The sequence below is a fragment of the Dapis brunnea BLCC-M229 genome, assembly GCF_050015995.1.
GTDB lineage: Bacteria > Cyanobacteriota > Cyanobacteriia > Cyanobacteriales > Microcoleaceae > Trichodesmium.
Window position 1 is genome coordinate 1 of record NZ_JBNHEP010000183.1, and the last position, 12634, is coordinate 12634.

The following is a 12634-nucleotide window of genomic DNA, read 5'->3' on the forward strand; positions in this document are numbered from 1 at the left end:
CGCAAACGACCGCTTTCTTGGTCGATTGGATATGGCGAGGAGACCTCGCCATCCCATCCTACGGACTGCTCCGCAAACGACCGCTTTCTTGGTCGATTGGATATGGCGAGGAGACCTCGCCATCCCTCGACCGCTTTTTCTCCATGAATGGAGAGGCTTTATACCTTAATTTTTCGGTAACAAACATTTATTAAATTGGTATTATATCATGTCCGCTTAAATAGTTATAAATAAAGAGGGAGGAGTCAGGAGGGAAGAGGTGGAAAAAGAAGGTATAAAAAGCAGAAAGTTTTTTGTTTCGCTTTCGCTTCCCGACATGAAACGCGAAATGAAACGCGCGTCTCGGAACAGAGTTCTATCAAGCTTTTATCCGGACATGATATTAATTTAATTTTCCTTCTGTTAGAATAGTTGATGGATGAGAAATGATTGAAGAGTCGTTTTAACTTTAGCTTGTAAGTCCTCCTCCTAATACCTTCTTTCTTTACCGAAAAATAAAGGTTTAAAGCCTCTCCTTTCAAGGAGAAAAAAGAAAAAAAATTTCCTTTTTAACCAATCCTCTTCTTTTTAAGAAGAGGTAATTATTAATTATTAATTATTAATTATTGAATGCTATTCTCCCTCCTGTACATCCCCAATCCAAATACTTCGCCAAACTTACGGCGACCCTACCTGAGTGCTCCCTAAATTATTTATAACTGTTAACCCAGACATAATACATAATATAATATGATACTTTAATGAATAAAAACTATGTTAAGACGTTATTTTTTTTGGTATTTACTCCTCTTTGTTGCTAGCTGTACAGCAACCACAAATAATGAGCGTAGCAATAACAATTCTCTTCTGAAGGAGAAAGATAAACTACTATTTGCTGTGAGTGATGTTCCAGGTCTCGAAGAATTACAGCGTGATTATGAACCATTTAGAAGTGCTTTGGAGGATGTTTTAGAGACAAAAATTGAATTTTTTCCCGTTGATAACATTGTGGAAGCGACAACAGCATTACAGTTAGGTCTAGTAGATTTAGTTCATGTAGGGCCATCAGAATATGCGATTGTTAGGGCAAGGACAAATGCTATACCCATTGTTGCCCTAACACGCCCTAATTATCTTTCTATTATTGCTGTTCGTAGAGATAGCGGGATCGAATCATTAGCTGACTTAAAAGGCAAAATTATTGAGTTAGGTGAGGTCGGTATGACGGCAAATTATATCGGGCCGATAAAAATGGTGATAGATGCTGGATTGAATCCGCAATCAGATATCAAAATTGTCTACTCAAAAGATTATCAGCTAAAGGCATTAAAAAATGGTGATCTTGATGCCTGGGGAAGAGGTTTGCACAGATACGAAGTTGCTCTGCAACAGGAGGGTGTATCCGAGAGTGATTATCTTATACTTGCAAAGGGTCCGCAGTTGCCTCATGATGTTTTTATTGCTAGTAGCAAACTGGAACCAATCTTGGTAGATGAAATTCGCCAGCGGATGTTAAAAAATCAGGACAGACTACTGCAAGCAATTCTATCTGTGCCAATGTCAGCATCTCTTCTTAATTCTAAGTTCAAAGGTGCTACCCTAGCTCCTGCCAATGATAGTGATTATGACATGATTCGCGAGGTGTATAAAGCAATGGGAGAAGAAAATTTTATTAAGTAATGCAAATAACAGGTTACTGATGAGGTACTTGCGATGAGAACTGGAAAACTTTTCTCTTTGGTAAAACACTGGAGCAAAGGTTTAACTATTGCGAAAAAAATTGGCTATGGTTATTCCCTGGCAGTTGGCATTGCTGTATTGGGTACAACCGTAGGGCTAGTTGTAGGAGAATACTACCACACAAAAGCTGAAGAGGAGTTAAAATTGATACAGAATGAGTTTAGTCTGTTAAAGGAATTAGAAAGTGCTATTTGGCAGGTACAATTCCATCCCCAACAACTAGCTTCTGTGGTTGGCAGTCCTGTATGGTTTAAGTATGAAACTACTAAATTCTTGGCTAAGAATAAGCAATTAAAAGAAGTAATGGTTGCTCTCAACGATCTGATTGAAAATCAATCAAGTCAATTAGTAGTGAAGCCAGAAATTTTTCAGGAAGTCTTGCAAAGTTATCGTCAGACATGGGATTTATATACTCAATTAATGGAGAAAATTTGGCAGGGAATAGATCCGGTTAATTTGCCACCAGAAGATATTCCAACTGCCAAACAACGAGTATTAGCTATCAACACAACAAAAGAGGCAATTGAAATTCGCATTCAGTTTGAAAAGCTTTCAGAAAGTTTAAACCAGTTAATAGATAAAGCGAAAAAACAGCAAACTAGAGCTAATAACAAACTGCTGCGTGCGGAAACCTTGCGGTTAGAAATTATTATTGGCAGTATGGTACTATCGGTGGCGATCGCTACCTGTTTGGCATTTTATACCAGTCGAGCGATCGCCCGTCCTCTCAAAACCTTAACTAAAACTGCCCAACAGGTAACAGCAGAATCTAATTTTGACCTACAAGCTAGAATCAGCACTACTGATGAAGTGGGGTTATTAGCTATTTCTCTCAATCAGCTAATACAATGGGTAGGAGAGTACACCCAAGAATTAAAGTTAGCTAATCAAAGAGTAGAAAAACGCACGACAGAACTCACACAAGCGTTGCAAAACCTGCAACAAACCCAGGCACAACTGATTCAAACAGAAAAAATGTCTAGTTTAGGGGAGATGGTGGCGGGAATAGCTCATGAGATTAATAACCCAGTCAATTTTATTCATGGTAATATTACTCCTCTTCAGGAATATACACAAAATATCCTTGATTTACTCAATCTTTATCAAAAGTTGTATCCTGATTCACATCCGGAAATAGAAGATTTAATGGCTGAGATTGATATTAATTATATCATCTATGATTTGCCCAAGATAATTTCTTCTATGCAGATGGGAACTGACAGGATTAAGAATATTGTACTGTCGCTACGGAATTTTTCTCGGCTGGATGAAAGTAAAGTCAAATCTGCAGACCTTCACGAAGGAATTGATAACACGCTGTTAATTCTCAGTCATCATCTCAAACAAGGAGTTGAAATTATCAAAAAGTATGGAGATTTACCTTTGATCGAATGTTATCCAGCTCAATTAAATCAGGTGTTTATGAATATTATCGCCAATGCTATTGATGCGATATTAGAGTCGGATACTAAACCGAAACAGATTGTAATTCAAACGGAAAAGGTAGCTGAAGATCGAGTATTTGTGAAAATTCGAGATAGTGGTCCAGGAATACCACCAGAAGTCAAAGATAAAATTTTTGACCCGTTTTTTACAACGAAGCAAGTAGGGAAGGGGACTGGTTTGGGTCTGTCAATTTCTTATCAGATTATTGAAAAACATGGGGGAAAAATAGAAGTAATTTCTCTACCGGAAAAGGGTACGGAGTTTGCGATCGCTCTTCCTGTCCATTTCCGGAGTATCTAGTTAGGTTGATGTCTCCAGGCGTTAAAACAGCCTGGATTCAAGCGGATGCGCTTATGCGGGCGCTATTGCCACGCAACGCACTGTTTACGATATTTTTTAGTTAGAGAATCTAACTTGTATCGTTGTGGAAGCATCAAAACTTTCCTACTAACCTTGGCTAAGTCAATAGTTAGCTGTGTTGCTACTTTTTTGATAATATTAGCTGCACCGTTAGCATCTGCATTAATCAATTTACCTGTTGCCGAACGTTACAAGACACGGTTAACGCGCTTTCCTGATGCTTCCCACCTTTCGGGTTTTTCACCAAATTTCGGTAGAAAATCATCCGATACAAAAACTAGCTTTACTCGTATAGCTTTCCTCAGTCTCAACGAACTTAATCCCATACTGCTCAGATAATAAGGTGGTCGTTCATTATAGCTTGAGTGATTTTTCTGCCTCGCTTCACCCCAAAATGCGCTCCTTTTTGAGCGTGAAGGGCTCAAAACCAGGTACTTTTTTCCAGCTAAATTTGGCTAATACCTCTATCTGTCAATGCGCGCGAGATTTAATCATCAAGCCCTAGTTAGCTTATAATATCAAATCCACTTAATTCGGTATAAAAAAATGTTCCATAAAAAGCCATTGCCACATCTTTATTGATCTCCGCATCTCCCAACCCTCCCCACACTCTTTATCTAAATTATACTAATACTAGCGGATTTAATAGACCTCTCCGGAAAAGAGGGAGTAGGGAGTAGGGAGTAGGGAGTAGGGAGTAGGGAGTAGGAAGTAGGGGGAAATAATTGATTTGATTTTTGATTATCGGAGATGTCTAATATAAGGGGGGTTCTATAGACCTTGATAACTAATAGACATCTCCAGAAAAGAGGGAACAGGGAATAGGGAATAGGGAACAGGGAGAAGTAATTGATAATTTATGGATAAGAATTGATTTGATTTTTGATTTTCGGAGATAACTAATAGCTGATAGCTGAGTGCTGAGTGCTACTTCAAAATAAAAAATAACGCTGCGCCATTGGTAAAACAGAGGCGGGTTCACAAGTTAATAGTTCACCATCTGCTCTCACTTCATAAGTTTCAGGATTTACTTCTATTTTTGGTGTTGCTGAATTAAGTTTCATATCTGCTTTACCGATATTTCGTGTATTACTAACAGCTACGGCAAGGGTTTTTAGATTAATCTGTCCGGGTATCCCAGCATCTAATGCTTCTTTAGAGACAAAGGTCAAAGAAGTGGCGGGAGTTGCACCGCCAAAACTACCAAACATAGGACGCATATATACAGGTTGAGGTGTAGGAATACTAGCATTGGGGTCGCCCATTTGTGCCCAAGCGATCGCTCCACCTTTAATAACTATTTCCGGTTTGACCCCAAACATAGCAGGTTTCCAAAGGCAAATATCAGCTAGTTTTCCTACTTCAATGGAACCAACATAATCGGCAATACCGTGCATAATTGCTGGATTGATAGTATATTTAGCAATGTAGCGTTTAGCTCGAAAATTATCTGCTACTTCCTCTGTCTGGGAATCTAAAACACCCCTTTGGACTTTCATTTTGTGAGCAGTTTGCCAAGTACGAATAATTACTTCTCCCACTCTACCCATTGCCTGAGAGTCAGAAGCAATAGCACTAAATGCTCCTAAATCCTGCAAAATATCTTCTGCAGCAATAGTTTCTCTGCGTATCCTAGATTCAGCAAAAGCTACATCTTCCGGAATGTTTTTATCAAGGTGATGACACACCATCAACATATCAAGATGTTCTTCTAAAGTATTGACTGTAAACGGACGAGTAGGATTAGTTGAAGAAGGTAATACATTTTTCAGGGCGCAAACTTTAATAATGTCTGGTGCGTGTCCACCTCCCGCACCTTCAGTATGATAGGTGTGAATTACTCTATTTTTAAAGGCAGCGATCGTATTTTCTACAAAACCTGCTTCATTCAGGGTGTCGGTATGGATGGCTACCTGTACATCATATTTATCTGCAACACTCAAACAAGTGTCAATCGCAGCAGGAGTTGTTCCCCAATCTTCATGGAGTTTTAAACCCATTGCCCCAGCTTTAATTTGTTCTATTAACCCTTCTGGTTTTGCACTATTTCCCTTGCCCAAAAAACCCAAATTCATGGGAAAAGCATCAGCAGCTTGTAGCATCATCCAAATATTCCACTGACCAGGAGTACAGGTCGTAGCATTAGTACCTGTAGCCGGACCTGTGCCACCTCCTATCATTGTCGTGATACCAGAAGCGATCGCTATTTCTATTTGTTGAGGGCAAATAAAGTGAATGTGACTATCTATTCCCCCTGCCGTAATAATATGTCCTTCTCCGGCAATGATTTCAGTAGATGGACCAATAATAATATCTACCCCATCTTGAATATAGGGATTACCTGCTTTACCGATTTTATGAATCTTACCGTCTTTGATGCCAATATCAGCTTTGACGACACCCCACCAATCTAGAATCAGAGCATTGGTAATTACTAAATCTACCGCACCAGCTTCACGAGATATGGGTGATTGTCCCATTCCATCACGGATTACTTTGCCACCACCAAACTTTACCTCATCACCATAAGTCGTGTAATCTTGTTCAACTTCAATAAATAATTCTGTATCTGCCAAACGAAGGCGATCGCCTACTGTTGGTCCATAAGTATCGGCATAAGCGCGTCGATTCATACGATAACTCATAACTTTAATTGCTTGTATTTGTTAGAAAAGTAATTATAGCAGGGATATAGGGAACATAGAAAAATTGGACGAAATATCCCCATCGACTGTAAAATTAAGTTTAAGTGACAATTCTCTTTTCTATATGGAACAAAATGTTAAAAGACAAAGCGATGATTATTATCGCAGTATCAAAGTATGCTGGGGCTTATGATAATCTTCCAGGGGCAATAACAAGTGCCAGAAGACTGCATGAATGGGCTCAACAGCCTAGTGAGGACTGTCATTACAACGTTCTTTATCTAGCTGATGATGTTTATCCGAAAATTGATGTTCAACTCGTGGGCGAAAAAGTCCATGATTTTGTTAACAATAACTTCATAGATCGACTTGTTGTGTATTTCGCTGGACATGGTATAGTTCGTTCAGCAGGCGACCAATTTTGGCTTCTTACTGATGCAGAAAATGATGAGCAACAAGGAATTAATGTAGAAGCTTTCAAACGGGGTTTACTGAAATGCAATATTGGTAATGATAATTTTGCTGGTCAGTTGTGCATTATTGGTGATGCTTGTCGAAATACAGGGCGAAATGCTATTGACTTTTACGGCAGTCCAATTCTAAGTTCGAGAGCAAGGATGAATCGGCGTATTCAGCTAGATAGGTTTCTGTCTACAAGTCTTGGTGATTACTCATTCCAAATTAATCAAACGGATAGTCAAAGTGCATACTGTCTGTTTTCGGAGATGATGTTGAGTGCCTTACATGGCGAAGTAAAAGAAGCAATTGAAACTCAGGGAGAATTTAGACCTGCTGTTACGAATCACAAGTTGGCGGACTATCTGGAGAAGGAAGTTAGAAATTGTGCTGCTGAAATTGAAGAAAGGATGGAACCTGATATTATTACCGGAATTCGTCCTCCTTATAACTTCTACAAAAGAGTAGGTATAACACTTGATCCTCCGGCAGTTGTTTGGCAATCAGCAATCCAAATGGCAATACGCGATTCTCGTAATGAAGAATTAACAGAGCTTCAAGAACGTCGCAAACAAACTATTTTGCAATTGAAAGACCGTATTGCAGAAAATATTCTACCAAGAATAGTTAGATTTAATCGTAGGCTAAACCCCGATATTCCTAATTTTTCAACTATTAGCGATTTTAGACCAAAGTATGTTGCTATACCTAAAAGTGGAGTAGTTGAAGTATTTCAGGAAGAAACATTCTATCAGATAGGAGCGATTAATTGCTATGATTACCCTATTTTAATCCTACAAGACCAACAATGGATAATTGTTCCTAATTATCCCAATGTTGCTACTATCATTTCTCATAATTTACCTGGTGATATCTTATTCTTAAAAACCGGAGACTATATCTACCTTAGATATAGACATAGAGAAAGACATAGAGAAGAATATGAATTATGGGATACATATTTAAGTGATTTTTCAAATCTTGTTGGCAGTGTTCCATTGCGTGCCGCAGATGCTCAAAAATTTGCAGATAGAATTAGAGTTGGGAAAGAAGAGTATCCTCATCAAGCAGTGACGGCAGGATATCTTTACGAATTTTCCAACGACTACGACAATATCGCTAGAACTGCACATTATATGGCTTATGATGGAGTGGTGCCATTTGACCTCGCATTATTATGTGCAGATAAAATCTGGTGGAGCAAAGAAAAAGGCAGATTAGTTGCATTTGCAGATTTGCCAGCAGTTGAACCCTTACAAACAAGTGACAAGGAGGAATATCGCCCCTACTATGCCAGACGTGGATTTAAGAAACGCAAAAATGTCCGACTCTGGGGCATAGCACCAATCTTTTCTCAAGGTTGGAGTTTTATGCAGACTGAGCTATACCTGAAAATTCCAGAACATATCAGGCGAATTGGCGAAAATATAACCGGGAGATCGGCAACAAGCTTAACGCAAAAGGGGCTGGAAATGTTTCTCAAAGCCTTTGATTATCAGGTTATTCAGACTGATACTGATGAGTAAGACACTAACCACTTTCGACCTTTCAATATTATTTGGAATATTTATCAATGACAACAGTTCTTTTAATTCACGGCATCAATAATCAGGATAATTCAAAGGATAACATTGAGAAAACTTGGAGCGATGCCCTGAGAAATGCTTCTGACAACGCAGGATTAACAATACCTGATGACGTGAAATTTATCGCAGCGTTCTATGGCGATGTACTCTTTGAGGAAACAGAATCTTGGAAGAAAAATAAACCTGTCTTAACTCCTATGAGTGTCGAATCACCAGACGAAGACTATGCAGATGATGAGCTTGCAGAACTATATCTTGAATTTCAGCAGAAATATGGTATTAGCGACGAGCAAGTCTCTGAGGAACTTGACGCTAGGAATAATCTTCAAGCTCAAAAGCGCATGGCTAAAGGAATTCACAAAAGTTGGTTGAAAGCAATTGCACGAGCTTTGGAAAAGGTACTTCCTTCAAAGGGTAAAAGAGTAGCGAGAGCTTTTTTAAGTCAAGCTGCTGCATATCTCTATAAACCGGGTTTAAAAGAAAAGATTGATGACTTAGTTAGAGAGCAAATAATAGATCGACTACCAGAAGATGAGAAAGTTGTAGTTATCAGTCATTCACTTGGTACTATTGTGTCTTATGACTTAATGCGTCGTCTCAGACATCAAGTAAAAGTTAAGTTTTTACTCACTGCTGGTTCACCCCTTGGCATTGAGATAGTCAAACGTCGGCTAGGCCAACCCCTTATATGCCTGCCAAATGTCGATAAATGGGTAAATGTATCAGATAGTGAAGATTTTGTTGCCCTCCAAACAAAGCTAACTGGCGAAACTTTTGGATGCGATAAGATTATGAACTTTGACCAGTTAGACAATGGTAATGAAGACGCACACGATATCCTGAAATATCTTGAACATGATATTGTGGCCAAAGAAATTGTGTTAAGTCTCTAATATAAAAATTGTTGGGTTTCGTTCTATGCTGCACAACGCTAGGGCGTTTCCTGACGGAATGCTCCGCAAACATTCGCGTTAGCGAAACAATGAAACCTACTCCCTATAAGAGCGAATGCCATTCGCCCATACCTAATTAGCGAACAACCTCTGAGCCAACTTTCGATGTTGCATTTGAGCAATATCAATAAAAGGAGTACAAGACCACATTTGCTCTAGATTCATTGATGCAGCGATTGACCAAACTGCTTCAATATCTGGTACTAATTGGAGTAAAACTTGCTGTGTTTGTATATGTCCTAAAATACCCAAACGAATAGCTGCTCCCAATATATTAGTTACCAAACCATGCAAAAAAGCCAACACTGCATCTCGTTCCTTTAAACCTGCTACCGAAGTAATTGCACCAAAAATAACTGGATGTAAACAGTGTATTTTCCCCTCAACAGCATCTTTATTGAGAGTTTTTAGTCGTTCGTCTTGCCAAGTAGAATTAGCCACCATTAGTAGAGCACGTCCGCTTTGACGCTGAGTTTCTCTATTTTTAGCGATCGCTGTTTGAATAAATAGTTGCCGATCGGCTTCTCTGACTGCCTCTATATTTCCGTTTTTACTACCGCGATAACTATGAATTAAGGCTACCACATCACTGACTCCAACTTTGTTACGCAATAATATTTGCAAGAAATACAAAATTTCTTCCCTTGACTGAATTTTTCCAGTTTGAACTAAAGTTTCTAGTCCGTGAGAAAAGGTAAAAGAACCACTTGGGAAAAAAGAATCAGATAACTGCATCAAGGCAAGTTGTTCGGGTATCTCAGAATTAATCATTGGGGTTTAGGGAGTAGGGAGTAGGGAATAGGAAATAGTGAGAATTAATAGACATCTGCAGAAAACAGGGAGTAGGTCGGAGGGAGTAGGGGGAAATAATTGATCATTTATGTTCGATAATTGATTTGATTTTTTATTATTGGAGATGTCTAATAGACATCTCCAAAAAAAGTTTTATAGCGCGTAGCGCTAGGGAATAGGGAACACTTAACTGGGAACAGTTGACTATCAAAATGTTTCAGGATTTAGAAATGTCCGCGCCCTATTTGCGTAGTGCTATAACACCTTTACCCCGCTGTTCCAAAATCGGCATTTTTGGAGGAGTATAATTGATAATTTATAGATAATAATCGATTTTAATTTTAATTTTTGGAGAGGTCTAATAGGAAAGGAACCAAGAAGTGTTTAGGGTATTTATGATTCATCTCTCGATCATAGTCATAATAGCCAACCCCATCATTGGCTATTATGACTATGGTAGGAAAATTGTAAATGTTCTTGGGAAGAGCATGATTCATAATCTATTTTCAAACCAGGAATTTTAAACTTGGCAATAGTGGCTTCAATTATCGCTGCATCTATTATTAGTTGAATATAAATTTTATTTTTTTTAATAATTATTGGCCAGTGATGATTGCCCAAAACATGACCTAAATGAAATAATTCTATAGCATAGTTTTCGACAGGTTCAGTAAAACTTAATACCATCAATTTTTGCTCTTGTAGATGAATCAATAATAGCTTACCAGATTTGGTAATAAATACATCTCCTTCAGATAACGACCAATCTCTATTTTTAATAATACCCACAATTATTCCAGAAGTTGATTGAGCCTGAATTCTTCCTTTGCAACTATCGGTTTGACTCAGATATATCTCTAAATAATTGTCTAAAGTGTGGGCTGATTTTACCCTTTCTTCTAAGTTGGCATCTTTTGTCAAATTACCTAGATAAGTTTCTGCTATTTCTCTGATTTGTTCGACCATTCAATTTATTTAGGAATATAGGGTAAACTGGAGCGGTTATTTAAATGACGGACACAATTTAAAGCATACTTAATATACTTTTTTATTTCTAGAGTTTTACTGGCTAAAGTACGAACTAATAAACCTTTATTCTCAGGTAATATAGAAGTACCTAAGAGCAGATCGGGACAATTAGCTGCTCCAAGATTTTCGAGCTTTTGACTAAGTACCTCAAGATCGGTGTGTGGTTGGACTAGGATTAAATTAGCCAGTACAGGTTTTGAAGCAAATATATCGCTGTGTTTAAATAGATTATGTTTTCCTTCTAAATGAATAGTATCCCTAAAACATACTTCTTCTGCCATTGAGGTAATCTCTAACTGACTAAAATAGTAGCGAAATTCGTACCACTCTCCCCTAGCTAGTCTACCAGGAAGAATAATCTCGCTCCAAAAAAGTTCTGCGTCAGAGTGGAGTTGAATGTCAGTGGTTTGTTCCAATGCTGCATCTGCAAATAAAATTAGAGGTTCTGGTACTAATTCTAATCTCGCTCCTGCTTCAACTGTAATTTTTATGTTAGTTGTTGCTTTGGTAGCTGTCATTGGCATAGCATGAACTTTAATGGCAGCTTGGTCAGTAAGATAAAGACTGGCTCCCTTTTCTAGCTGTAAAGATAAACTCAAGTTATCTCCTGCCAATAACCCAGGTGATGTATTGGTAAGGTACAAGTAAGCAGTACGTAGATCGGCGGCATCCAGACGAAATACATTAGATAAACGCAAAGGATAAGTTGTATACTGATGAGTTACTACAGTTTGACCAAAACTATTGCGCTCTAGTTGTATCTCCAAATTATCTCTGCCCATTACTGTTTCAAACTTAGTTACTAGACATCTCCAGAAAAGGTTTTCAAACTCTTACATAAATTACAGATAAACACTATATACAGCGTTATACAGCGTTAAAAAACTATAACGTTATAGATATGTAGTGTTTAGAACCTAAAAAGCTAGTCCTCCATCATTACTATGCAGGAAAAACGAATACCTGGTATGGGAACAAGATACTCCTGCTCCAACTATTGCGCTTTAGTTTGATCTCTAAATTATCTCTGCTCATCACTGTTTCAAATTAGTTACTAGACATCTCCAAAAAAGGTTTTCAAACTCTTACATAAATTACAGGAAAACACTATATACAGCGTTATACAGCGTTGAAAAACTATAACGTTATAGATATGTAGTGTTTAGAACCTAAAAAGCTAGTCCTCCATCATTACTATGCAGGAAAAACGAATACCTGGTATGGGAACAAGATACTCCTGCTCCAACTATTGCGCTTTAGTTTGATCTCTAAATTATCTCTGCTCATCACTGTTTCAAATTAGTTACTAGACATCTCCAGAAAAGGTTCTCAAACTCTTATAGGACTTACGCAGAGACCATGTATGTAGTGTTAAAAACTATAACGCTACAGTTTTAGCACTCTATATATAGTATCCCTGAGTAAATTCTATCTTATATCATGTCCGTTTATATCGTTTGTGTAAAAGTTAGCGTAAATATGAACAGGAAATTTAAGTTTTTTCTTGCTCTTAAACCTTCCTCCCTCTAGTCCCTCTTCTCTGTTCCCAGTTAAGTGTTCCCTGTTCCCTACCTTTGCTATACAATACCGATGCTACCGGACATGATATTAATACCATTTCTCAAAAAGAATACTATATCTAATTGGG

At 38.1% G+C, this 12634-nt stretch carries 10 protein-coding genes; 6 read left to right on the top strand and 4 right to left on the bottom strand.

The genetic code is table 11. The features are described 5' to 3' along the window. The 4 genes from ACP6PM_RS21000 to ACP6PM_RS21015 form a co-directional block, all read left to right on the top strand. A partial coding sequence (locus ACP6PM_RS21000; RefSeq protein WP_426588051.1) for a hypothetical protein occupies positions 1 to 194 on the top strand: 194 nt, incomplete at its 5' end. 559 nt (positions 195 to 753) lie between these two features. Continuing rightward, the gene (locus tag ACP6PM_RS21005) at positions 754 to 1659 is read left to right on the top strand and encodes a phosphate/phosphite/phosphonate ABC transporter substrate-binding protein (RefSeq protein WP_426588053.1); all 906 of its coding nucleotides are present in this window, start codon (positions 754 to 756) and stop codon (positions 1657 to 1659) included. 57 nt (positions 1660 to 1716) lie between these two features. Continuing rightward, positions 1717 to 3465: a sensor histidine kinase gene (locus tag ACP6PM_RS21010; RefSeq protein WP_426588055.1), complete on the top strand. Its 1749-nt coding sequence runs from the start codon at positions 1717 to 1719 to the stop codon at positions 3463 to 3465. Positions 3466 to 3618: 153 nt separating this feature from the next. Then, entirely contained in the window at positions 3619 to 3864 is a 246-nt protein-coding gene (locus tag ACP6PM_RS21015) for a hypothetical protein (RefSeq protein ID WP_426588057.1), read from the top strand. 593 nt (positions 3865 to 4457) lie between these two features. Here the strand turns inward: ACP6PM_RS21015 and ureC are convergent. After that, positions 4458 to 6170 (bottom strand): urease subunit alpha, encoded by a 1713-nt coding sequence (gene ureC / locus ACP6PM_RS21020; protein ID WP_426588059.1) that lies wholly within the window; start codon positions 6168 to 6170, stop codon positions 4458 to 4460. Between the two features lie 134 nt (positions 6171 to 6304). Between ureC and ACP6PM_RS21025 the strand changes: the two genes are divergently transcribed. After that, a complete protein-coding gene (locus ACP6PM_RS21025) occupies positions 6305 to 8152 on the top strand; it encodes a hypothetical protein (RefSeq protein ID WP_426588061.1) in 1848 nt (615 codons plus the stop codon). Positions 8153 to 8199: 47 nt separating this feature from the next. Continuing rightward, a complete protein-coding gene (locus tag ACP6PM_RS21030; RefSeq protein WP_426588063.1) occupies positions 8200 to 9105 on the top strand; it encodes a hypothetical protein in 906 nt (301 codons plus the stop codon). 132 nt (positions 9106 to 9237) lie between these two features. On the opposite strand, the gene ACP6PM_RS21035 is transcribed toward ACP6PM_RS21030, so the two are convergent. From ACP6PM_RS21035 to ACP6PM_RS21045, 3 genes are all read right to left on the bottom strand, one after another. After that, a complete protein-coding gene (locus ACP6PM_RS21035) occupies positions 9238 to 9936 on the bottom strand; it encodes an urease accessory protein UreF (RefSeq protein WP_426588065.1) in 699 nt (232 codons plus the stop codon). A 456-nt stretch (positions 9937 to 10392) separates the two neighbouring features. Next, entirely contained in the window at positions 10393 to 10923 is a 531-nt protein-coding gene (locus ACP6PM_RS21040) for an urease accessory protein UreE (RefSeq protein ID WP_426588067.1), read from the bottom strand. A 5-nt stretch (positions 10924 to 10928) separates the two neighbouring features. Continuing rightward, positions 10929 to 11768: an urease accessory protein UreD gene (locus tag ACP6PM_RS21045; protein ID WP_426588069.1), complete on the bottom strand. Its 840-nt coding sequence runs from the start codon at positions 11766 to 11768 to the stop codon at positions 10929 to 10931. Positions 11769 to 12634: the final 866 nt, after the last annotated feature.